This is a genomic window from Fusobacterium sp., from assembly GCF_032477075.1.
GTDB lineage: Bacteria > Fusobacteriota > Fusobacteriia > Fusobacteriales > Fusobacteriaceae > Fusobacterium_A.
This window is the reverse complement of record NZ_JAWDXO010000023.1, coordinates 1-24,052: the sequence shown is the minus strand read 5'-3', so window position 1 is coordinate 24,052 and position 24,052 is coordinate 1. Positions and strand designations below refer to the sequence as shown.

The window sequence follows — 24,052 nt, the reverse complement described above, 5'->3', positions numbered from 1 at the left end:
TATTAAATGAATAGGGAAAAGATTAAAGAGGAAAATGAAGAGAAAAAAACTATGCAGCTGAATCTTTCAGGAAGAAAGTATCAGAGCATATTTGTAACATCTTTTCTTTCTGACAGAGGGGATAAGAATGTAAATAATGATTATCTTACATACATTGAATTAGAAGAATATGGATGCTGGATAATAGTAGATGGGAATAATGGAGGTGTCTTTGAACATAAGATAGCACCTTTTATTGGAGAAACACTGATAGAAGCATTTATAGAAAATCCTACTATAGACAGAAAAAAAATAGAAAGAATGATTCTTTATGTACATAGAAGATATAGAGAGATGCAGATAAGCAACAGTGACATGGCAGAAGAATACAGCAGCTGTTCTATTGCAATGGCAGTTACAGATTATTCAAAAGTAACATTTGCAAATGTGGGAAATGCAAGATTTATGATGCTTAGAGATAATTATATAATAAAAAAGAGTAAAGACAGTACATTGGCTTTTCTTATGTATGAAGCAGAGAAAATACTGTATGATGAGATAAGATTTAGAAAAGATAGAAATATATTTACACATAAATTTGGTATTGATAAAAATATAGCTGTTAATATTTCTAAGACAATGACACTTCTTCCAAATGATAAGATACTTCTTCTGACTCAAGGAGCATGGGAAAATCTTGATGAAGATGACATTGAAAGAGAGACTGCAAAATCTCAAAGAGCAGGACAATGGATAGGAAATCTTGTAAAAGTTATGAATAAAAACTGCTATATGAATCTATCTAATCATACATTGTGTGGTATATTTATTAGCAGACCTGCCCCTCTTCTCCCAGAACCAGAAAGTGGATTAGTTAAATTAAAGAAATGCTTTAATTCAATAGGAACAAAAACATATAAACTTGGAATAATTGCAGTAATCCTGTTATTAATCATATTTGGTGGAAAAAAACTTTTCCAATATCAGAAGCTGGAAAAAATCTATAGCTATGCTGTAGAAAAAGAAAAATCTGGTGATGTATTTATGGCAGAAAGAAAATATAGAGCTGCTTCAGAAGAATATCAAGCTGGTATTGAAAAATATATGGAATTAAGTAAATTCAGAGGAAATAGATACGAGGAAAGTATAAAAGATTTAGAGTATTTTTTAAATCAAGCTAATATTTCTGAGAAAACGGCTCAGAGTGCAAATACAGCAGATATAATGCTTAAAAATCAAGAATTTTCAAAGGCTGTAGATGAATTAAAATCTGCCAGTGTACTTGCTTCAGATTTAAGAGAAGACAACAGCTTAAAAGATGAAGTTAAATACAAATTGGCAACTGCTGAAACTTTAAATTCTGCATATGAAGAAAAATTAAAAGCTGATGAATTGTATCTTCAAAAAGCAAATACAAATAAGAAAAGACAGCAGATGAAAAAAGAAGCAATGGAAATATATGAAAGAATAGCTCCAATCTTTTTGGAAAATACTCAAAAACCTATTTATGTTGAAATAATTGAAAAGATAGAGGCAGAAAAATCTCCTGCACCAAAGAAAACTCCTGTAAAAGCAGCAACAGCTGAATCGCTTTTAAAGGAAGGAAATAGAATGTTTAACCAATTTAGATATTATAAATCATATGAACTTTATACTTCAGCTTTAAAAAAATCAAAAGATTCTAAAATGACAGAGATGATTAAAGGGAAAATAAATATGAATGGGATTCTTTTAAGAGGGGTACAAAGCGAATTAGATGGTGACAGGCTTATAAGAGATAAGAATAACAAAGAAGTAGCTAAAAACAAATATAAAGAGGCTATGAGCCAATATAAAAAATTAAGATATAATGAATATATGCCTTCACAAAGATATAATGTAATAATTGAAAGATTAGAGAAAAAAATAAAAAAATAAATTTGAATATAGCGAAATGTAATGTATTGAAAGATTAGAGAAAAAATGAAAAAGCCAGTCACAAGTTTGAGTTATTATCAAAATAAAGGCTGGCTTTTTAATTAATTTAATTTTTTTGAATTCTTAAATTCCTTATTATAAATAAAGTTTGCTACAAACATAGCTGAAATTCCACCTATAAGCTTAGCAGCTATTACAGGAAACACAAGAGCAGTACCAACTCCAGCAGTAAATCCAAGATGACTTCCTAAAACAAAAGCTCCACTGACAGAAAAAGCAATATTTAATAATTTCCCTCTTTCATCCATATCTTTTAATATATTATACATAGGAATATTATGAGCAAGACAAGCAATAATTCCAGCAGTAGAATTTTCATTTATTCCAAATAATTTTCCTAATCTAATTAATGGAGTTCTAAATACCTTTGTTATAAAATATACCATTGGAAAAGCTCCTGCTAAAGTCATTCCAATTTTACATATTATTTTGACTGCTTCAAGAGCAGGAATCATTCCTTGAACCAATATTTTTCCAGTAAGTGTTTCTACTATTTGTAATGCCAGTCCTATTGTTATAGCAATAAAAATAATTTTAGAAAAAATAGAAAAAGATTTTGATACAGCTTTAGGATACTTAAGAAGAGCTATGCAAATAAGAAAAGCAAAAATAATAGTAGGTATTAAATTAAGTATAAGCATTTTAATGCTGAAACCTGCTATCAATCCTCCAAAAAAACAACCAATAGGAATAGTAGAAATACCAGCCATAATACCTTTAGACAGATATTTTTCATCATCTTTATTTATTATTCCCATAGCAACAGGAATAGTAAAAGAAAGAGTAGCTCCCATAGTAGCAGCCAGAAATAATCCGCCAAAAAGTCCAGCTTCCTGAGATAAAGCAAGTTCTACACTTAATGAATAACCACCCATATCATTAGCTAAAATAGTTCCAGCAAACATTGCTGGATCAGCACCTACCAATTTATACAGTGGTGTAATAACTGGTTTTAAAGCTGAAGCTATCAAGGGAGAAAGAGAAATTATTCCTAACATAGCCAGAGAAAGTGTTCCAATAGCCATGATTCCTTCTTCAAATTTCTTTCCATAACCAAATCTGTTTCCCAATAGTCTGTCAACAGCACCAACTAACATAAAAAATATCATTAAATAGATAATAATATTATTGATATTCATTTCTTTCTCCTCAAATATTTATTAAGTTCAATGTTAATTATAATATATTTTTAAGAAAAATGAAATATAGATTTGTTATGGTTCTTAAAATAAGGAATTGTCACATCTTTATTAAACGGGCTGGTAGAAGATATACAAAAAGCAGGAATTGAAAAAGTTTGGCTTGGTGCCTCAAAATTAAGAAGACCAGTTTATAAAAAGTTTGGTTTCAAAGAAATGGATGAATGGTTAGAAATGACTATTTAATGGATATATTTTATTAGGTTTGTAATTCTTTAAGTAACATAGACCAATAACTCAAACTGGGAGAGCAATTACTTTGCTCAGTATTAAATATAACAAATATCTGATTTTATTGGGTAAAGAAAAGAGAATGTAAGATTATGACTGTAGAATAGGGAATTTCCCTATTTTTTATATTTCCTACCCTATGCTATAATATTCAAGCTTTTTAGAGTTATTATTTTAGAGCTTGGAATAAATAAAATAGTATTGAATGAAATATAGGGAGAAAATTGACAATATGTCATCAAAATGATAGAATAAGCTAGAAAAAGAAAATTAAAAACTGAAAAGAAGAGTTGTATCATTTTTCTTTTTATCAAGGGGGAAGAAGTGTTATCTAGTGGACAAGAAATTATTTTATTTGTTATTTTGTTAATTCTGGGGTTAATATATTTAAATAAATATTTTAGTAAGCATAAAGTAGTAATAAATAAATTTGTTTTTACAGTTTCTATACTTCATACAATAGCAATTATTTTTTTACAAGAATCTAATAAATCAAATATAAGTACTAGCAGTAATCCAGTAATATGGGCTTTATATATAGTAGCAATTTTATTTTATAAAATTGTAAAAGATGAAGAATATGACTCTATCTATTTTTCTCTATTTTTGGGAGTAAATATATTGTGTATAAATACCCTTGATATGTTATCTGGAATAATACATTTGCTTTTTTTAGATAAAGAACTTATAATAAAAAATATTTTTATTATAATAGGATCAGGATTAATCAGTGGATTTCTTTATACATTTTTTAAGAAATGCAATTTTAGAAAATATGAAGAAACAATAAATATGTTTATTTTTAGCATATCCTTAATTCAAAGTATATTTATATACTTTATTGGTATAAGTTTTTTATTGTCTCTTATATTTTTTATAATATATGTAATTTATTTTATTAATGATAAGGAGAATAAGTTTGGTTATTTTTTATTATATTTATTAGGAAGTTTAATAAATAATGCTGTATTTATAGGTTTTTATGCAATTATATTATATGTTTATAAAAGTAGTTCAGCAATATTACATTTTTTACTAGTAATAGCAATAGCATTAGTAGAAAGTTTCCTTTATCAATTTTTTAAAAAAATGTCTATGAAATAAAAGATAAAATAATTTTACCTATATTTTAAAATAAATTTATCCTTAAGTTCAAAAACTGTATTAATTTTCATCAAGAATTTTATCTGAAGATCTTCAAGAGTTTGATATAAAGCATTGATAAATGGCTCAATAAATACAGGACAGAAATAGGCACGATTTTTTTCACACTAATAGTAAATGAATCCCAGTATCCATTTACATTTTCAGTATAATAGTAAAATTTTTGAATCATATTTTTTCTAACTTGATAGTGTTCAAATTTTTCTTTTAGTAATTCTAAATCTTTCATTAAATTGGAAAAATTATATTCTTCTCATTCATATGATTGTTCCAAATCTCTTACATTACAGGTCTTGATACATTAGACTGTCTGTATTTGTCCTATGTTCAGAAGAGGAATTACATTTTAAAATTTTCTAACTTTAAGCGTTTGATTTCAGTAGCCAACTTATTATGCCATTGGGATGTCTTTTCTTGATTTATAGGATTATCAACAAATATATCTGTCTGATATTCTGATGAAAGTATATCATAACTTACAACAGCATCATTATCTGCTAAATATAATACTGCTTCAAAATATTCTCCATCTTTCATCATTGAGAATACAAATTCATTTTTACCATGTGCTTCCATTCCAGATTCAACCATGTCAGTAATCTCATATCCATCATTTAAAAATAGACATATCAATTCATCATAAATATTCTCCATAATATACCCTCCATTTTTGTTATCTTTTAATTTCATTACTGATGAAGTCAAATATATTTTACAATACACAAAGCATTAAGAATTGATTTTACTTTCAAATTGCACTAATATTAGTTTAAAATATTTAGTTTTTTAAAACTTTCTCTTTCTATTTCTTCTCTTTTAGGTAGAAGTTCAGCAGTGGAATTATCAATATTAGTGGCAAAAATAAAAATATTATCAGAAGTTTCCAACCAGCCAACAAACCATCCTATTGGAATTTCTATATTATTAGTTGCCCAGCCTGTTTTGCCATGTAATACATAATCTTTACCTTTTTCTAAAATTGTAATATCAGAAATTTCCTCTTGATGCTTAATATTATAAGATAATTTTTTTTGTGCTAAAAGAGTTAATAAGTCTATCTGTTCAAATGCACTAATTTTTAAAGGGCCATGTAGCCAGAAAGAATCTACTTTTGTTCCAATATTTTTATTACCATAATTTAATTTTTCAATATTTTCTTTCATTAATTTTAAACCTATTTTTTTCGCTAATTCTTTATAAGCAGGAACTTGAGATACTTTTATTGCATATCTTAAACTTGAATCTTTAGCCCAAGATTTAAGAAAAACCTTTTTACCATCATACTTATAAAAAACTTCATCAACATTCATGACACTTTCAGTTTCTAATCCTATTAAGCTACTAAAAATTTTAAAAGTTGAAGCAGGGTAAAACTCTTGTTCAGCTCTTTCTCTATTATAACCTATAAAAACATCTTTTTTTAAATCATAGATAACAAGAGTTCCATTAATATTTTTACCCTTAAATATATGTTTTATTTCATCATTTTCTAGAAACTCAGAAGCTTTTAATTGTGAAATAAATATAAAAAATATATTTATAACCAAAATAAATTTTTTCATAAAATTCTACCTCCATTGTTTTTTGTATTATATTCTATCTTATTTTAAAAGATGAATTCAAAAATTAGTAGATATATTAATTAAAAAACCAGAGATTTCTCTTTGGCTTTTTTTATATTATATCATACCTTAAAATATTATTATTCATTTGAAAATAGAGTTATGGTTAACACAAAACTAACAATATTATTTTAAACTTCCTATTTCTAAAAAGTTTAGAAGATTAATCTTATTTTAAAGGAAAATAGAATGGTTTAAAGGTAAATAATTTCAAAAAAATATAATTATGGGAAAAAATCTTTGAAAAAAATCTCTATACCTGTTAAAATTATAATATAATATTAAAAAATGATAAAGAGGTGGTGCTTTATGAAAAATATATTATTTATATTATTTTTTTCATTGTCTGCTGTTGCCAGTGGATTAAAAGAAGTACCTATGCTTGAAGAAAAAACTTCTGTTATAATGGAAAGAAAAACTGATAATAGTATTAAAATGAATGAGAATATAAAAGAAAATAAAATGGTTGAAGAAGAAATAACAGTTGTGGAAGAAACTATTGAAGAATATGAAGAAAGCAATATTGAAAAAAAAGTTCTACTGAAAAATGAGGAGAAACTTTTAGCAGTAGATGAAAAACTAACTGAAGACAAATTAAGAGAAATAATAAAAAATGCAGAAGAATCTCCAGAACCTGAAATAACTGTAGATATTGCTCTGGGAGGAGAAAAACTTCTTATTAAAAGAGACTTGGAAGAATATACTAATCTAGAAGCAGGACAATCAGGAAGTAATGTAATTAAAAAATATTATGAATTTATTGATACTCTTAATGAAAAATTAAAAAAACATGATTTTGAAGATAAAACAGAGGTTATACATGTAGGACATGAAGTAGCCAAAGAACTAAGAAGTGACAAACTTATATCTGATGTTGAACTGGGAGTGGGAATGGCTTATCAGGATAGATATAGTTTAAAAAGAGACAGAGACAGCATATTTGATCAAGAACAAAGTGGAAAATTTTATGTGAAAGAAGCTTCAGAAGAAGTGGATATGGATTCAATTCCATTGTATATTGCAGGAAGATATAAATTACCTCAGGTAAATGATTGGCGACCTTATTTAAAGCTTAATCTAGGATATGCTGTAAATAATATAGGGGGAAGAAGTTTTCAGAGCAGTAATTCAAAGTATAAATCTATAAATGATAATATAAGTTCACAGAATGGCTCTTATTATGGAATGGGTGGAGGTATAGAGTATAATAATGGACTTACCCTTGACTTGATGTATCAGGTCAGTGAGGGAAGCAGCAGTGCAAGTAGCAGAAAAGACGATGAAAATAGGGTAACAGTATCTGTAGAATATAAGCTGGATATTTAAAAAAATATTGGTTATTATTGAAAAATAATTAAAGTCCGATAAAATTTTAATAAAAAATAAAACTCGTTATTTCTATAAACATTCTACTTAGCATTTTTCTCAATATATTAAAAACCAGAAGTATATTGTACTCCTATATCCTACACAGTAGGACAAAAACAGGTACATTTTCTTCTGGTTCTTTTCTTATTTTTTAACATATTTATTGTATTCTCTGGCATTAAAAACAGGACTTCCATGTTTATATTTGAAGGTGTTTTTTTCATTTAGAACTTTTATTTTTACTTTAATAAGTCCTTCATTAGGATTGGCTATTTTTCTAAAAGCGGCATGACTTAAATCAATATCACGGCCATATTTTTTCTTAAAGGACCCTCTATCAGTTACAACTACAACAACTGACTTATTATTCTCCTTATTAGTTACCCTTAGCACCGTTCCAAAATCATGTGCATTAGATGCACAAGTATACTGCTTAGGATCAAATAGATAACCACTTGCAGTATTTCTGCCTTCAAATCCTTTACCATACCAACTAGCTACTTTCCCACAAGCTGTTTGAGATATCAATAATGCTATAACAAGAAGCTTTTTTAACATATTCAACACTCTCCTATTCTATAGACATTCTTTTGTTTATTATATCATATTATTTTAATATTTTTGAAGAAATATGTTTATCTTCAGAATTAAAGGATTAAATTTAATATGAAAAGTACTTATAAAAGCAACAAAAAAAGAGAACTTATATGCTCAAGTTCTCTCTTAAAAAGGCTATTTTAAATATTGATTTTTAAGTTCAGAAATAGTCCCTCTAACTTCTAATTCAGCTAAAATAAAATTAATTGTATTTAAAAGATGTTGTTGATCTTTATGAACCATATATCCCATTTGACTTTTAGTCAAAGTAGATTCAGTCAATGATCCTTCTAATTTAGGGTTAATTTTTTCATAAGTAATAGCTTCAGGATTTTCAGTCACCATAATATCAACTTCTCCTTTTTCTACAGCAACTGGAACATCTAAGTTATTTTTATAACGAATTATTGTAGCTTTAGAAAGATGCTCATCAGCAAATATTTCATTAGTTCCTCCAATATTTACTCCAACTTTGACACTTGGTTTATTAACTGCTTCAATAGAATTATATTTCTCTTTTTCTCCCTTTCTTACTAGATAACATTTACCAAATATCAGATAAGGATTACTCATTTGAGCTTCTACCTGTCTTTTGACAGTTCTTGTTATTCCTCCCATAGCTATATCATATTTATCTTCATTTAAATCTGATATAAGAGTTTTCCAAGTAGTAGGGACAAATTCTATTTTTACTCCTAATTCCTTTGCTATAAGCTTTGCTACTTCAATATCATATCCTTCATATTTATCTCCATTGAGATAAGTAAACGGCTTGTAATCTCCTGTTGTTCCAATTCTTATAACTCCTTTTTTCATAATTTCTTCTACTTTGTCTTTTCCATAAGCAGTAAAACAAGATAATAGAAGAAGAATACTTATAAAAATCTTTTTCATATTTAACTCCCCCTCATTTTTGATAGCTAGATTATACCAATTACAAAAATAAATTAATAGATAACAATAAAAATACTGATAATGTTCGTATAGAACTTTCTGGAAGCTAAAAAATTCAAAGAATTAAAAAAATTTTATGTGAAAAGTTGTTCCTCTTTTACAGATAAGATTAAAATATGGGATTTTTAATTTTATAAAAAATATACTGAATGATGATTTTATCTTAATAATAAACTTTTATATGATATGCACTTTAGAAAATGAAAAAGATAAATATAGAAATTGATAAAAATATGTGCATAAAAAAATTTGTAATTTATTTATATATAAATTATCATATAAAATATATTGAGTAATTCTAAAAGGAGACCAACTATGAAAAGTATTTTATTAATGGGCGGCAATCAATTTGTAGGAAAAAAATTATGTGAGTTTCTATTGAATAATGGATACAAAGTATATGTTCTCAATAGAGATAGAAGACCTAGCCCTGAAAAAGCAGAGCTTTTAAAATGTGATAGAAATATAGAGAAAGAATTAACAGAGTGTTTAGAAAATATAAAAGTGGACTATATAGTTGATGTATCAGCATACAGTGCAGAACAGGTATCTTTGATTCAAAAAATAATGTCTGGAAGATATACTCAATATATCTTAATAAGCAGTGCTTCTATTTATAATGAAATGCAGAATTCTCCTGCAAGGGAAACTGACAGTAATGGTGCAAATGAAATATGGGGTAAATATGCTGAAGATAAATATCTATGTGAAAAAATAACTATTGAAAATTCTAAAGAATTAAAGTTTATTTATACAATATTCAGACCATTTTATATTTATGGACCTGAAAATAATTTAGATAGAGAAAGTTATATATTTGCAAGACTTGAGAATAATATGCCTATTTTTGTTCCAAATAAAGGTGAAGAAAAAATTCAATTTGGATATATAGATGATCTTTGTGAAGTTATAAATTTATCTTTAGGTAACTCATATTTTTTTAATGAGATATTTAATATTTCTGGTGATGAAAGCATTAGTATTAAAGATTATATTAAAAAATGTGGCAGTATATCTGATAAACAGCCATTAATATATAATGTAGATTTAGAAAAAGAAAATTTGAAAGCAAGGGATTGGTTTCCATTTAGAAATAAAAACTTAATAGGAGATATATCTAAAATAGAGAAAACAGGATTTAGGAATAAGTATTCACTGGAAGAGGGATTAAGAGAGACATATCTATACTTAAAGAAAAATAATAAACTGGGAATACCTACACTTAATGATATTGAAAATAGTTTTTATAAGAAGAATAAAATAAAAAAAGAATAATCTTTAGAAATTTTAAATTTAGAAAGAGTGGTGTAATTAATAAAATTTCAGTAATTAAGCAGTTAAAAAGTTTTAACTGCTGTAATTACTGAGAAATAATAGCTCTTTAAAATCCAAATTAATAACAAAATTATAATGCTTTCATTGCATAAGCTATATTCTGGAAAGTTTCAACACCTTTTAATAATGATTCCTCATCAAAATTAAATTTAGGATTATGAAGTGGATAGATATATCCTTTTTCTTCATTTCTTACACCTAGGAAGAAAAATAACCCTGGAACTTTATCCAGATAGAATGAAAAATCTTCAGCTATCATTTCAGGTTTAGCTTCAACAAAATTACTATCTTTTACAGCTTCTCTGAATATATGATAAAGTTTTTCATCATTGATGAGAGGAGAATATACTGGAGTAAAATTAAAATCTATTTTAACCCCATAAGATAATTCAAATCCATTATTGATATTCTCAAGTTTTTCTTTGATAAATGCCATCATTGATTTAGAAAATATTCTTATAGTTCCAAGAAGAGAAACTTTTTCAGGTATTATATTTCTTGCACTTCCTCCATGAATAGAACCAACAGTAAGTACCATAGGTTCAATAGGAGTTATGTTTCTTGATACAATACTTTGATATGCCTCTATGAGTTTAGAAGTTATAAGGATAGTATCAATACAGTTTTGAGGTTCAGCTCCATGTCCACCTTTACCATAAATATCTATATCAAGATTTATAGTTTGTGCCATAAGAGGACCAATCTTTGTAGATACCGTTCCTTCTGGAAGTAGTGGAAATAAGTGCATTCCAAATATAGCTTCTATATTTTTATTCAGGAATTTTTCATGGACAGAAAGATATCTTGCTCCTCCTTTTCCTTCTTCTCCTGGCTGAAATATAAGAACAATTGATTTTTTAAATTTTACTCCCTTATCCTGCTGTTCTTTTAACCAAACTGCAAATGTAAGGAGAGTAGCTGCATGTCCATCATGGCCACATCCATGTGCACGTCCATTTGTAGAAGCAAAATCACATCCAGTATCCTCTTTTATAGGGAGAGCATCTATGTCGCTTCTAAAAGCAATACATCCTTTTTCTCCCTTAAAATATACTATAGTTCCTGTAGTATATTGCTCATTAGTGATTTCTTCATAGGGTATTTTATATTCTCTAAGCTTCTCTCTTATGTATTCAGCTGTTTTATATTCTTCAAAAGCTACTTCAGGTATTTGGTGAAGTTCTCTTCTGAATTTTTTAAGAAGTTCTTTCACTATTCTTCCTCCTCGCCATCGAAAACTACTTCTCCATTTATTATAGTACATTCAACTTTTGCATCTATTTGAAGAGGGTCTGCTGACCATATAACTATATCTGCATCTTTTCCAACTTTAATAGATCCAATTCTGTCTTCCAGACCTAGTATTTCAGCAGGATTTATTGAGATAGCCTTAAGAGCTTCCCATTTATCAAGTCCATCTTTTACTGCAAGAGCAGCACATATTGGAAGATGCTGAAGAGGAATAACAGGGCTGTCAGTTGTTATAGATATTTTTATTCCAGCTTTATTAAGAATTCCTGCTGTTTTAAAAGATTTATTTATAAGTTCAACTTTAGTTCTATGACCTAAACTAGGTCCAACTATCATAGGATATTTTTCCTCAGCTAATTCACCAACTATACATCTGGCATCAGTTGAATGATCTAAAGTCATTTCTAGATCAAATTCTTTTGCTATTCTTATAGCAGTAAATATATCACTTGCTTTATGAGCATGAGCTTTTAAAGGAATTTCTTTTTTTAAAACAGGAATTAATGCTTCCAATTTTGCATCATATTGAGGTTTTTTAGTAATGTCATCTTTAGCAGCTTCAGACTTCAGCATATATTCTTTTGCTTTTTGAAGAGTTTCTCTAAGTATGCTGGCAATACCCATTCTTGTAGTAGGCATTTTTCCTTTTGTACCATAAAATCTCTTTGGGTTTTCACCAAAGGCACATTTCATAGCAATGGGAGCTTTTATTATCATTTTATCTATTCTTTTTCCAAAAGTTTTTATAGCAGCAAACTGTCCTCCAATTACATTGGCACTTCCTGGTCCAGTAGCTACTGAAGTGATTCCCCCTTGGTAAGCCTCAGTAAATACTCTATCCATAGGATCAATAGCATCTATTGCTCTTAATTGAGGAGTTATTGGTTCAGATTTTTCATTTACATCATCATTTTCAAATCCGACACTATCTCCCATAAGTCCCAAATGACAGTGAGCATCAATAAATCCAGGAGCCACTATTTTATCTGCAGCATCAATAACTTCATCATCTTTCTTAGGTTTAATACTTTTTTTAATTCCAGTAATTTTACCATTTTCTATTGAAATATCCATTTTTTCACTTTTAGATTTTTCAACATCAAGTAAAATACCATTTTTTATTATAATCATGCTAAAAACCTCCCAAAATAAATTATGTATATATTTTATAACAATAACAGTAATAATGCTATACTAAAAATAAAAATATTTCTCTGATATAAAAAATATGATATATTCTATATATGTCTATACTACATATATATTACAATCTTAGGAGATGAAATTAAAATGAAAACTAGAGCCTTAAAATTTGATGAGTTAGAAACAATTTTTTTATTGATAAAAAGTGGAGTAAGAAAAAATGGAATAAGACTAAAAGCTAATCCCCAAATACATTTAATTTGTCTTATTCAATTAAATACTGGGCTTAGAATAGGAGATGTACTGAATTTAAAAGTAAGTGATTTTGTTGATGGAAAATTATCAATACAGGAGCAAAAAACAGGAAAGATACAAAATAGAAATATTAATTATGAAGTTATAAAAATAGTTGAAGCTTACTGTAAAAAACATTTTCTTAGGAGAAATGATAATATTTTTAATATATCAGTAAGATGGGTACAGAAAATATTAAAAAAAATTTCCATATGCGCTTCTATTGAAGGACTTTCTACACATAGTTTTAGAAAAAGTTATGCTCACATTCAATATACTAATAATAAACATAATATAGAATTAGTAAGACGTTTGCTCAATCATTCTTCTGTAGCTGTCACTCAAAAATATTTAGGAATAACAGATCATGATGTAAATACTGCTTCTGAAGGATTTAAAGTGATTTTTTGAAAACTTTCTATTTACAAAATGGAAAATAAAGGTTATATATATAATAAGCAAGAATTGTAATTTTAAGAATTACACATAAAGAAAAACTTAAGGAGGAATAATTATGACTAAAAAAGAATTTGTAGAATTATATGCTAAAAATGGTGGATTTACTAAAAAAGAAGCTGAAAGAGCAGTAAATTTATTTTTAGCTTCTGTTGAAGATACTCTCGTAAAAGGGGATGACATTACTTTTGTAGGGTGGGGAAAATGGGAGGTAAAAGAAAGAGCTGCCAGAGAAGTTAGAAATCCTCAAACTAATAAAAAAATGAAGATTGAAGCTAAAAAAGCAGTTAAGTTTAAAGTTGGAAAAACTCTAGCTGACAAAATAAAATAAAAATGCCAGCCTGTGTATAACTTCACAGGCTTTTTTATTGTTATTTAATTATTATATATGGTATAATTTATTAGAGGTGGAAAATGAGAATAAATATTAACAATATAATAATTCCATTAGAGAGAAATCAAGACAAGGAAATATTAAAAGAACTTGAAAAAAGAGGAATAAAAAAAGATAATATAGAAATATTGAGATGGAATAAAAGATCTATTGACAGCCGCCAAAAAAATGACATAAAATTTATTTATAATATAGAGGTTTTATTAAAAAAGGAAGTAGATATATCTTCATTACCTAATATTCTTCCAGTAAAAGAAATGGAAAAAATGGTAAGAGAACCTTTATTTAAAAATAAAGAGGTAGCTGTAATAGGAGCAGGACCAGCAGGATTATTTTCTGCATTAAGGCTTGCTGAATATGGATATATTCCTCTTGTCTTTGAAAGGGGAGAAGAGGTAGATAAAAGAGATATAACTAATAATAGATTTATATCAAATTCCATCCTTAATCCAGAATCAAATGTACAATTTGGTGAAGGAGGAGCAGGAACATATTCTGATGGGAAACTCAACACAAGAATAAAAAGTGAGTATATAGATAAGGTATTTAAAGAACTTCTTGATTGTGGAGCTCAAGAAGAAATATTATGGGATTATAAACCACATATAGGAACTGATGTATTAAAAGTAGTAGTAAAAAATATAAGAGAGAAAATTAAAAATATGGGAGGTAAATTTTACTTTAATACTAAAATGGAAAATCTTCTTATAAAAAATAACTCTATTGTAGGAATTGAAATTTTGGATAAAGATGGAATAAAAGATATTATCATAACAGATTCTGTAATATTAGCAATAGGGCATTCATCAAGAGATACTTATAGAATGCTTCATAAAAAAGGAGTTCATTTAGAAAACAAACCTTTTGCAGTAGGAGCAAGAATAGAGCACTTAAGAAGTGACATCGATAAAATGCAGTATGGAAAATATGCTGACCATCCTTTATTAGGTGCAGCTACATATAGTGTTACATATAACAATAAAAAAGAGGACAGAGGAGTATTTTCATTTTGTATGTGTCCTGGTGGGGTTATAGTTAATGCTGCATCAGAAAAAGGAAAAACTTTGGTAAATGGAATGAGTTATTCTAAAAGAGATGGAAAATTCTCAAATTCTGCTGTTGTAGTAGGTATAAAGAAAAATGAATTTGGAGATGAACTTTTTTCTGGAATGAAGTTTCAAGAAAATCTAGAAAGAAAAACTTATGAAATAGAAAATAATTATGGTGCTGCTTATCAAAATGTTATAGATTTTGTAAAAGGAAAAAAGACTGCTGGAAGTATTGAAAGCAGTTATGAAATGGAAATGAATTCCTATGATTTAAATAATCTATTTCCTGAATTTATAAATGATAATATGAAAGCTGCCTTTCAACAGTGGGGAAAAAACAATTATTTTATATCTAAAAATGTAAATCTTATAGCTCCTGAAACTAGAACCTCTGCTCCTGTTAAAATAACAAGAGATATAAAAGGACAATCTATTAACATAAATGGATTATACCCTGTGGGAGAAGGAGCTGGGTATGCAGGAGGAATAGTGAGTGCAGCAGTGGATGGTTTAAAAATAGTAGATCTTAGTTTTAGCAAAATTATTCTTTAATTTCAAAGGAGGAAAATGCTATGAAAAATTTTAACTATAATGTAAGTACAAAAATACTTTTTGGTACTGGAAAAGTAGATGAACTGGGAAATGAAGTAAAAAAAATTGGAAGTAAAGTACTCTTGGTCTATGGTAAGGGAAGTATAAAGAAAAATGGACTTTATGATAAAGTTATAGAAGTTTTAAAAAGAGAGAATATCACTATTTTTGAACTGCCAAATGTGGATCCTAACCCTAGAATCGAATGTGTATATTATGGAGCAGAAATATGCAAAAGAGAGGGAATAGAACTTGTACTAGCTATTGGTGGAGGAAGTACTATAGATTGTGAAAAGCAATAGCAGCACAAAGTAAGTATAATGGTGATGTATGGGAAGATCTTTATGTTAAAAATAAAATGAAGCAGCTAACTTCAGCTCTTCCAGTTGCTTCTGTACTTACATTAGCAGCCACTGGAAGTGAAATGAATGGAAACAGTGTAATTTCAAATATGAATGAAAATAGAAAATTAGCAATAGGAAGTGATTTACTCAGACCTGTATTTTCTATACTTGATCCAATATATACTTATAGTGTAAATAAATATCAGACAGCTGCAGGAACAGCTGATATAATGAGCCATATATTTGAACAGTATTTTTCACCTGATCATGATGGTTTCTTACAAAATCGTTTAATGGAAGGACTTTTAAAAACTGTAATACACTTTGGTCCTATTGCTTATAATGAGCCTGAAAATTATGAAGCCAGAGCAAATCTTATGTGGGGAAGCTCTTTAGCATTGAATGGACTTTTAACTTATGGTAAAATATCTACAGATTGGGCAACTCATGGAATGGAACATGAATTAAGTGCTTATCATGATATAACTCATGGTGTTGGACTTGCTATTCTTACTCCAGTATGGATGGAATATGTATTGTCAAATGAAAATGTTCATAGGTTTGAAGAATATGGAAAATATGTATGGGGCATTTCAGGAGATGATCCTATGGCCATTGCAAAGGAAGCAATAAATAAAACTAGAGAATTTTTTAAATCTCTAAATATTCCAAGTACTTTAAAAGAGGTAGAAATAAAGGAAGAAAACCTTGAAAAAATGGCTGATGCAGCTGTTGCTTTTGGACCTCTTGGAACAATGAAAAAGCTTCATAAAGCTGATGTACTTGAGATTTTAAAAAGAGCTTTTTAAAGTTTTAAATATAAATCAGGAGGTAACACAATAATGAACGAGTATGATTTAAATGAAATGCGTAACGAACAAGGGGTCTATGACAATGTGGATACAACTAATAGATTTCTTAGAAAAGTTTTTTTGAATATGGTAATTGGAATACTTATTACAACAATAGTTCCAATATACCTATTTGGTTTTAATGCAAGACTGCTGTATGCTATAATGCCATATTTTAAAATAATAATGTTTGCAGAAATAGCTCTTGTATTTGGATTGAGTTTAGGAATTAATAAATTGTCTTCTGGAACTGCAAGAATAATGTTTTTTCTTTATTCATTAATGAATGGAGTTCTTTTCAGCAGCTTGGGATTTGTATTCCATCCTGCAAGTATATTTTATACTTTAGGAGTGGCTTTGATAATGTTTATAGTTATTGCAGCTTATGGATATACTACAAAGGAAGATCTTAGCAGTTATGGCAAATATTTAATGACTGGACTTATAAGTATAATTATAATGTCATTAATCAATTTCTTCCTTAAAGCTCCAATACTTTATTGGATTGGAACAGTCTTAGGAATAGTTATTTTCTCAGCTCTTATTGCATATGATGTAAATAGAATCAAAAAAATAGCTTTCCAAATGGCAAATGGTGATGAAGAAGTTATGAATAAACTTGGAATAATTGGTGCTCTTAATCTTTATCTTGACTTTATAAATCTATTCCTATATCTTTTAAGAATATTTGGTAAAAGAAGAAGATAACCTGGAGGAGATTGAATGAAAATTAAAAAAATACTGCCTTTGATATTTGCAGCTGTCTCTGCTGGTTTATTTGGAGGAACTCATGACCTTCAAACTAATCTTTCAGAAATAAATGGAAAAATAATAACTGATAGAGGAAGCAATCAATTTAGAGAAAGTGTAATGTTTAAAAAAATGAACAGAAGAGGATTCAGTGGAAGCTCTCAATATATTGAAGGGATAGGAAAAATCAAATCCAGTTATGATAGAGATGATTACAATACTGACTATGATGCTAAGATTAAAGGATTTTTAATGGCTACTAATAGTACTTTTTTATCAAACCCTGATCTGATGACTGGGATGAGTTTTGGATATATAAAATCAAGAGCTGAATTTGATGATTCTCTTGATAGTGATCAGAAAATAAGAACTTATGGACTAAATACTTATCTTGCTTATAATAAAGATAATTGGCTTTTTATTGGAAGAGCTGGATATGATGAAAGTAAAAATATTTTGAGAAGCAAAAATATTTCTAACATAGTTTATAGAACTAAAAATTATTCTTTAGGAGCAGAGGGAGGTTACTTTTTTGAACTTGGAGAAAAATCATTGCTTTATCCTTATTTAGGACTTGGATGGAATCAATATACTACAAAAGGCCATAATGGTATATCTACTTCCAATGATAGAATAGGAAGTGGAAATGCTGGAATTATGTATTCTAAAGAAATGGGAGATAAATTTTTAGTTACAGGAAATGTAGAATGGTCTCATGAATTTGCAGATAGAAAAAGATTCATTACAGATTTAGGTAAAATAAAAGCATTGGAAGTATCAAGAGATGCTGGAATGGTCAGTATAGGTATGGGATATTATATTGATCCAGATTTTTTAATCAATATAAAATATCAGGGATATATAAATAAAAATTATTATTATGATATGGTGGTTATAGGACTTATACATAATTTTTAATTTTAATAGTTATTAAAAGGGCAGTTTTAAACTGCCCTTTTAAATATATCTATTTCATTTTTTATTTATTTTATAAAAACCTATAAATTAATAAATTTTTATATTTTCTGGATCTTCCATTTTATTTACCATTTCTGCAAATAAATCTTGTGATGGTTTGTATTTCTTTTCTTTTGGAGGAAATGAAGATTCATACTTCAAAAATTCCTCCCCATCAAATTGAAGATCACTTAAAAATTCGTGAAGGTTTCCAGAAATTCCCTTCAAGGAATCAGGATAGAGCTCCATAACTAAAAGTGCTTTTGGAAAAGCACCATCAGCTCTTGCTATACCAAATTTAGCCCCACTTTGGAATCCAACTCTAGTATAATAGCCAGGATATCCATATATTGCTATACCTTTATATCCCATTTCAGCTGCCACTTTTCTGCTATGTTCTATTAAAGCTTTTCCTATCCCAAGGTTATGGTATTTTGGTGTTACACATAAAGGGCCAAAATTTAAAATTTCATGTTTTTTTCCGTCTTTATCCTTTATTTCAGCTTTTGTATAAAAGATTTGCCCTACTATTTCTCCATCTTTGACTGCTATAAAATTAAGTTCAGGAACAGCTACTTCAGAATTTCTTAAAGAATGTAATATAAAATGCTCACTAGCTCCTGGAACATACAGATTCCAAAATGCTTCTCTAATAATTTCCTCAACTTTTCTATAATCATTTTTTTCTTCTAATCTTATTTCTAATTTCAATTTTATCCTCCAATTAATTATATTTTTGATTATAAACTTTCATCAAAATCTATAATAGAAATGGAATTTAACACTCTTCCTATTATAGGAAGAATACACTCTCATTATTCAACATCCTATCACCTCTAATTAAAATTTTATTATATATAATAATATTATAACATTTATAAAAAAATAATCATATTACTTTTAGCAAAAATATAAATTATAGGATATTATTACATATTTTCATTGTAAGTTTTATAAAATTCTCCCAATGGAATAAATGCTGCACCTAATAAATTAGCATTGTCAGAAAGAGATGAAAATTCAACAATATCAGTATCATTACTGAAAATATTATTTGAAAAAATTATCTCTTTAAGCAAAGGCTCAAAATATTCCTTATGATTGGAAATTTTTCCTCCAATAATTATTTTATCAGAATTAAACATCATTAAAGCAGTTTTTATTCCTAATGCTAAAATCCATGTATATCTCTCTAATATTTTTTTACCTCTTTCATTTCCTAAAAATTTTTCTTGAAAAATATCCTCATATTCTTTTATTTCACATTGGAATTCTTTTTCAAATTCTTTTATTAAAGCCAAGTTAGAACAATATTGCTCAAAACATCCCTCACTGCCACAGGCACATTTATCTCCATTTGGTATTATTGGTATATGTCCTATTTCTCCAGATTTATTTCCTTTTCCTCTGTATAACTGATCTTCTATTATAATTCCAGAACCTATACCAGTATCTATTGAGACAAAAAGAATATTTTTTTTCAATTGAAGTTCAGAATGGTTAACTATATATTCCCCAATAGCTCCAGCATTTGCTTCATTTTCCAAAAATATTGGAAGACTAAATTCTTCTTCTATTTCTTTCATATCTTGATTTAAAAGAGTAAAATTACCACCTAACTTTATCATGCTATTTTCAGGATCTACTATTCCTGGAAGAACTATCCCTATTCCTTTTATAAATTCTTTTTTATCAAATTCCCATAAAAACTTTTTTAATTCATTTATGACAAGAAAAACAAAATTTTCACTGTTAATAAATTCTTCTTTAACAACAGTCTGTTTTAATATTTTTCCATCAAGATTTATTAAAACCATTGATATATGATTCATTTCCATTTTAATTCCAATAGAAAAATATGCATTAGGATTAAATTGGTATTTTATCGCCTTTCTTCCAAGCTTACCATCATTAGTTCCAGTTTCATATATCAGTTTATTTATTAAAAATCTTTCTAATATTTTTGTGACTGTTGGAATACTGATATTCAAATATTGGGATATTTCTAATTTGCTGAATTCTCTTACTTCTACCAAAAATTTAAAAGTTCTGTTTTCATTTCTGAGTTTTTCTCTTTTTTGATAAATTATTTCCATCTTTTCTCCTTTTGAATAGTTGGATATTTCTATCTATATTTTTACACTAATTATAATATTAAGTCAATAACTTAATTCAATTTTTTTATCTTTATTTGAATTATTATGTTCTAATAAGATATTGTTTCAAAAATGGATGTAAAATATTTCCGTTTTTAAAAACATTCAATAATATTCTTTAAAATATAAAAAATAAAGATAAAATATTTGGAAAAATGTAATCGGATATTTTGATATTGTTTACAAAAATGAAAAAAAATGGTATTATACAGTTAACATTTATATATTTGAAAACTTAGTTAATTTTACTATTTAACACTAATATAAAATATAAAAAATTTCAGAATAGGTGATGTGCCGTGGTTGTAAAAATAACAAAAGTGAAAAATCATTTAGAGAGCAACTTTGAATTTACATTAGAAAATTTTGAAAAAGAATTAAATGATTTAAAAAGAGATTATAAAGTAAATAATGTATCTAATATGGAAGAATTAATAATTGAAAAAATTAAATTTTTTCATTATCTTGAAGAAGGAAAAGCTGGAAATCCATTAGTAATTAAAGATTCAGATAAAAATGGTGGAATTGTTGTTATGCTCACAGGAAAAGATAAAGAAATTGTTTCTTATTTAATAAGTACTATATAATATAAAAGGCTCTCATTGTTGAGAGCTTTTTATATTTTAAATTTATTTGAATTCGTCAGTATAATTTATAATCATGAATATAAAGTAAAGTTCATAACTAATGATTACTTAGCTTGTGCTTCTCCATCATTAGTATCCTCCAAAGTTTCTATTTCTTGTACTTCTACTTCTCCATCATATGGATTTGGAGTAGGAGTTTTTATTTTTTTTTCAAGAGATATAAGATTTTCCTTCATAGTACTAAAAGTTTTTTCCATTTCTTTAGTTAATTTTTCCTGTTCAGCTTTATTTTTTATATTAGCTATTTCTTTTTTTATAGCTTCTTCCTTAGTTTGAATTTCAGCTAATAATTTTTGAATTTTATCTTCTGCCTGAGCTTCAGTCATAGTAGAATCTTTAACAATACTTTCTTGAAAAGCTGCAAAATCTTTTTGAGTCTCTGTCAAAAGTTTCTGAACTTTTTGATTAGGTTTGTCATTTCCACATCCTGCAAGTAATAAAGCAGATAAAAGAGAACCTGCAATAATATAATTTAATTTTTTTATTTTCATATAATTTCCTCCTGTTAATAAATATATTTCTTACATTATATGTATTCGCTAAAAAGATCAATTTCTTTTTATTTATTACTTTATTTTTGAAATTTATTATAATATCAATCATCTCTTTTATTTTATTGTATAAAATAGTATAATATATATAAAAGATTCATATAGAAAGGAATGATATGGAAATAACAAGAGAAGAAAAAATTAAAAGAAAGTTTATTGGTGCTCATGTCAGTATAGTTGGTGGACCTTTTAATGCTCCTAAAAATGCGAAAGAAATTGGAGCCAGAGCTTTTGGAATGTTTGTTAAAAATCAAAGAAGATGGGAAGCTAAACCATTAACTGATGAAGATATAGAAAAATTTAAAAAAGCTTTAAAGGAAAACAACTATACAAATGAATATATTTTACCTCATGATAGTTATCTTATAAACTTAGGTACAAAAGATGAAGAAAAAAGAGAAAAGTCTCTGAATGCTTTTATCGAAGAAATAAAAAGATGTGACCAGTTAGGATTGAAATATCTTAATACTCATCCTGGTAGCCATTTAAATGAAATATCTGAAGATGAGTGCATTAATAATATAGCAGACTGTATAAATAAAGCTATTGAAGCTACAGAAAATATAGTCATAGTACTGGAAAATACATCTGGACAAGGTTCTAATATGGGATATAAATTTGAACATTTAGGAAAAATTATTGAAAAAGTAAAAAACAAAGAAAGAATAGGTACATGTATTGATACTTGTCATACAATAACAGCGGGATATGAATTAAAAGATGAAATCGGTTATAAAAAAACTATGGACGAATTTGAAAAATATGTTGGATTTAAATATCTTAAGGGAGTCCATTTAAATGATTCTAAATTTAATACAGGAAGCAGAAAAGATAGACACGACAGCATAGGAAAAGGTATATTAGGTATGGAATTTTTTGAAAGATTTATGAATGATGAAAGATTTGATAATATTCCTATTATCTTGGAAACTATAGACAGTTCTATCTGGAAAGAGGAAATAAGCCTTTTATATAGTCTTATCAAATAAATTTTAAGGAGGAATATATATGGATTTTTTAAGTAGAAGAACAATAAGAAAATTTAAAGAAAAAAATGTAGAAAAAGAAGTTGTTATGGAGCTTATGAAAACTGCTTTAGTATCTCCAAGTGGAAGAAATCAAAGACCTTATGAATATGTAGTAATAGATGATAAAGAGATAATAAAAAAATTATCTGTGTCTAAAGAAAATGGAGCAGGGTTTGCTGCTGGAGCTCCTCTTATGATAGTTATATTTGGACATGTAAATCCTACTTGGGATGATGATTGTGCTATTGCAAGTACTGTAATTCAACTAAAAGCACATGAACTTGGACTTGGATCATGCTGGATACAGACCAAAGAGAAAGTGGATGCTGAAGGAAATTCAACTGATGAAAATATAAAAAAAATACTTGGTGCTCCATCAGAATTAAAAGTACATAATATGATAGCTTTGGGATATCCAGCTGAAGAAAAACCAGCTTATACAGATTCTGATATTGATATGGCTAAACTTCATTTTAATAAATTTTAAATTGTAGAGAGGATACCAGATGAAGCAAGATATTGTAATGAAATTTGTTGAAGCAATCAATGCCCAAAACTTGCCAATCATTATTGATATGATGTCAGAAAATTTTTATTTTATTGATACCTATGGTAATAAAGAAAATAGGGAACAAATGAAAATAGGTTGGCAAGAATATTTCAATTGGTTTCCTGATTACCTTATTGAAGTTTATGATTATATTGAAAGTGATAAATTTTCTGTTATCATAGGAAAAGCAAGTGCTTCATATTTAGGAAACAAAGAAAAATACTGGGAATTTCCTGCTTGTTGGAAAGTTATAGTCAGTGAAAATCAAATTCAAACATGGCAAGTATTTTGTGATTCAAAAAAGCAATTAGATTCTATGAATTAAATTTTTATTTGCAGAAGGAAATATAAAAAAAATACTTTATTTTGGTATAATATTGTTGAATTATTTCATAAAATAACAACTTTAATAATTTCAATATAAATAAAAAATTTTAGAGGGAAATAAAAACTTTCCCTCTTTTAATATATAAACTTGTAGTTAGAGGAAAAATAAGGTATAAATATAGTAGGAATAGAATCTGTTAATTTAAAATGAAAACTAGCTCTGAAAAGTTGAAAAGGTATAAAAAGTGCTTTTAGAAAATTTCTATCCTAAAAAAGAGTATCACAAA

General features: G+C 27.4%; 23 protein-coding genes and 1 pseudogene. 14 read left to right on the top strand and 10 right to left on the bottom strand.

Annotation, left to right across the window (positions count from 1 at the left end):
- The first annotated feature begins 6 nt into the window (after positions 1-6).
- Complete coding sequence (locus E6771_RS10215; RefSeq protein WP_316091219.1) at positions 7-1,896, top strand: hypothetical protein; 1,890 nt, start codon at positions 7-9, stop codon at positions 1,894-1,896.
- A gap of 101 nt (positions 1,897-1,997) precedes the next feature.
- Here E6771_RS10215 and eutH read toward each other — a convergent pair whose 3' ends face one another.
- Positions 1,998-3,095, bottom strand: a complete 1,098-nt coding sequence (eutH, locus tag E6771_RS10210; protein ID WP_316091218.1) for an ethanolamine utilization protein EutH — start codon at positions 3,093-3,095, stop codon at positions 1,998-2,000.
- Between the two features lie 615 nt (positions 3,096-3,710).
- Between eutH and E6771_RS10205 the strand changes: the two genes are divergently transcribed.
- On the top strand, positions 3,711-4,490 hold the full coding sequence (locus E6771_RS10205) for a hypothetical protein (protein WP_316091217.1): 780 nt from the start codon (positions 3,711-3,713) through the stop codon (positions 4,488-4,490).
- Between the two features lie 399 nt (positions 4,491-4,889).
- Here the strand turns inward: E6771_RS10205 and E6771_RS10200 are convergent, their stop codons facing one another.
- Both E6771_RS10200 and blaOXA read right to left on the bottom strand, forming a co-directional pair.
- Entirely contained in the window at positions 4,890-5,204 is a 315-nt protein-coding gene (locus tag E6771_RS10200; protein WP_316091216.1) for a hypothetical protein, read from the bottom strand.
- Positions 5,205-5,314: 110 nt separating this feature from the next.
- The gene (gene blaOXA, locus E6771_RS10195) at positions 5,315-6,112 is read right to left on the bottom strand and encodes a class D beta-lactamase (RefSeq protein ID WP_316091215.1); all 798 of its coding nucleotides are present in this window, start codon (positions 6,110-6,112) and stop codon (positions 5,315-5,317) included.
- A 369-nt stretch (positions 6,113-6,481) separates the two neighbouring features.
- Here blaOXA and E6771_RS10190 point away from each other — a divergent pair, with 369 nt between their 5' ends.
- On the top strand, positions 6,482-7,498 hold the full coding sequence (locus E6771_RS10190; protein WP_316091214.1) for an outer membrane beta-barrel protein: 1,017 nt from the start codon (positions 6,482-6,484) through the stop codon (positions 7,496-7,498).
- 186 nt (positions 7,499-7,684) lie between these two features.
- On the opposite strand, the gene E6771_RS10185 is transcribed toward E6771_RS10190, so the two are convergent.
- Positions 7,685-8,098 (bottom strand): septal ring lytic transglycosylase RlpA family protein, encoded by a 414-nt coding sequence (locus E6771_RS10185; protein ID WP_316091273.1) that lies wholly within the window; start codon positions 8,096-8,098, stop codon positions 7,685-7,687.
- 174 nt (positions 8,099-8,272) lie between these two features.
- A complete protein-coding gene (locus E6771_RS10180) occupies positions 8,273-9,031 on the bottom strand; it encodes a transporter substrate-binding domain-containing protein (RefSeq protein ID WP_316091213.1) in 759 nt (252 codons plus the stop codon).
- 375 nt (positions 9,032-9,406) lie between these two features.
- Here E6771_RS10180 and E6771_RS10175 point away from each other — a divergent pair, with 375 nt between their 5' ends.
- Positions 9,407-10,366, top strand: a complete 960-nt coding sequence (locus tag E6771_RS10175) for an NAD-dependent epimerase/dehydratase family protein (RefSeq protein WP_316091212.1) — start codon at positions 9,407-9,409, stop codon at positions 10,364-10,366.
- Between the two features lie 130 nt (positions 10,367-10,496).
- Here E6771_RS10175 and E6771_RS10170 read toward each other — a convergent pair whose 3' ends face one another.
- Positions 10,497-11,639 carry a M20 family metallopeptidase gene (locus tag E6771_RS10170; RefSeq protein ID WP_316091211.1) on the bottom strand — a complete coding sequence of 381 codons (1,143 nt, stop codon included), beginning with the start codon at positions 11,637-11,639 and terminating at the stop codon, positions 10,497-10,499.
- Positions 11,639-12,808, bottom strand: coding sequence for an amidohydrolase (locus E6771_RS10165; RefSeq protein WP_316091210.1), 1,170 nt, complete (start codon positions 12,806-12,808; stop codon positions 11,639-11,641). The genes E6771_RS10170 and E6771_RS10165 overlap by 1 nt, the downstream gene beginning before the upstream one ends.
- 159 nt (positions 12,809-12,967) lie before the next feature.
- Here E6771_RS10165 and E6771_RS10160 point away from each other — a divergent pair, with 159 nt between their 5' ends.
- The 6 genes and pseudogenes from E6771_RS10160 (at position 12,968) to E6771_RS10135 (ending at position 18,467) form a co-directional block, all read left to right on the top strand.
- Entirely contained in the window at positions 12,968-13,525 is a 558-nt protein-coding gene (locus E6771_RS10160; RefSeq protein WP_316091209.1) for a tyrosine-type recombinase/integrase, read from the top strand.
- A 103-nt stretch (positions 13,526-13,628) separates the two neighbouring features.
- Positions 13,629-13,901 (top strand): HU family DNA-binding protein, encoded by a 273-nt coding sequence (locus tag E6771_RS10155; RefSeq protein WP_316091208.1) that lies wholly within the window; start codon positions 13,629-13,631, stop codon positions 13,899-13,901.
- Positions 13,902-13,984: 83 nt separating this feature from the next.
- On the top strand, positions 13,985-15,565 hold the full coding sequence (locus tag E6771_RS10150; protein WP_316091207.1) for an NAD(P)/FAD-dependent oxidoreductase: 1,581 nt from the start codon (positions 13,985-13,987) through the stop codon (positions 15,563-15,565).
- 20 nt (positions 15,566-15,585) lie between these two features.
- Positions 15,586-16,757 (top strand): annotated as a pseudogene (locus E6771_RS10145) (iron-containing alcohol dehydrogenase).
- A 33-nt stretch (positions 16,758-16,790) separates the two neighbouring features.
- A complete protein-coding gene (locus tag E6771_RS10140; protein ID WP_316091206.1) occupies positions 16,791-17,507 on the top strand; it encodes a Bax inhibitor-1/YccA family protein in 717 nt (238 codons plus the stop codon).
- A 15-nt stretch (positions 17,508-17,522) separates the two neighbouring features.
- Positions 17,523-18,467 carry an autotransporter outer membrane beta-barrel domain-containing protein gene (locus E6771_RS10135; protein WP_316091205.1) on the top strand — a complete coding sequence of 315 codons (945 nt, stop codon included), beginning with the start codon at positions 17,523-17,525 and terminating at the stop codon, positions 18,465-18,467.
- An 87-nt stretch (positions 18,468-18,554) separates the two neighbouring features.
- On the opposite strand, the gene E6771_RS10130 is transcribed toward E6771_RS10135, so the two are convergent.
- Both E6771_RS10130 and E6771_RS10125 read right to left on the bottom strand, forming a co-directional pair.
- Complete coding sequence (locus tag E6771_RS10130; RefSeq protein ID WP_316091204.1) at positions 18,555-19,217, bottom strand: N-acetyltransferase; 663 nt, start codon at positions 19,215-19,217, stop codon at positions 18,555-18,557.
- A gap of 218 nt (positions 19,218-19,435) precedes the next feature.
- The gene (locus E6771_RS10125) at positions 19,436-20,602 is read right to left on the bottom strand and encodes an ROK family protein (RefSeq protein WP_316091203.1); all 1,167 of its coding nucleotides are present in this window, start codon (positions 20,600-20,602) and stop codon (positions 19,436-19,438) included.
- Between the two features lie 359 nt (positions 20,603-20,961).
- On the opposite strand from E6771_RS10125, the gene E6771_RS10120 reads away from it, so the two are divergent.
- On the top strand, positions 20,962-21,249 hold the full coding sequence (locus E6771_RS10120) for a hypothetical protein (protein WP_316091202.1): 288 nt from the start codon (positions 20,962-20,964) through the stop codon (positions 21,247-21,249).
- Between the two features lie 104 nt (positions 21,250-21,353).
- Here E6771_RS10120 and E6771_RS10115 read toward each other — a convergent pair whose 3' ends face one another.
- A complete protein-coding gene (locus tag E6771_RS10115) occupies positions 21,354-21,800 on the bottom strand; it encodes a hypothetical protein (protein ID WP_316091201.1) in 447 nt (148 codons plus the stop codon).
- 176 nt (positions 21,801-21,976) lie between these two features.
- On the opposite strand from E6771_RS10115, the gene nfo reads away from it, so the two are divergent.
- The 3 genes from nfo to E6771_RS10100 are packed head-to-tail and all read left to right on the top strand — an operon-like array spanning position 21,977 to position 23,763.
- Positions 21,977-22,849: a deoxyribonuclease IV gene (gene nfo, locus E6771_RS10110; protein WP_316091200.1), complete on the top strand. Its 873-nt coding sequence runs from the start codon at positions 21,977-21,979 to the stop codon at positions 22,847-22,849.
- 19 nt (positions 22,850-22,868) lie between these two features.
- On the top strand, positions 22,869-23,375 hold the full coding sequence (locus tag E6771_RS10105) for a nitroreductase family protein (protein WP_316091199.1): 507 nt from the start codon (positions 22,869-22,871) through the stop codon (positions 23,373-23,375).
- 19 nt (positions 23,376-23,394) lie between these two features.
- Positions 23,395-23,763 (top strand): nuclear transport factor 2 family protein, encoded by a 369-nt coding sequence (locus E6771_RS10100; protein ID WP_316091198.1) that lies wholly within the window; start codon positions 23,395-23,397, stop codon positions 23,761-23,763.
- Positions 23,764-24,052: the final 289 nt, after the last annotated feature.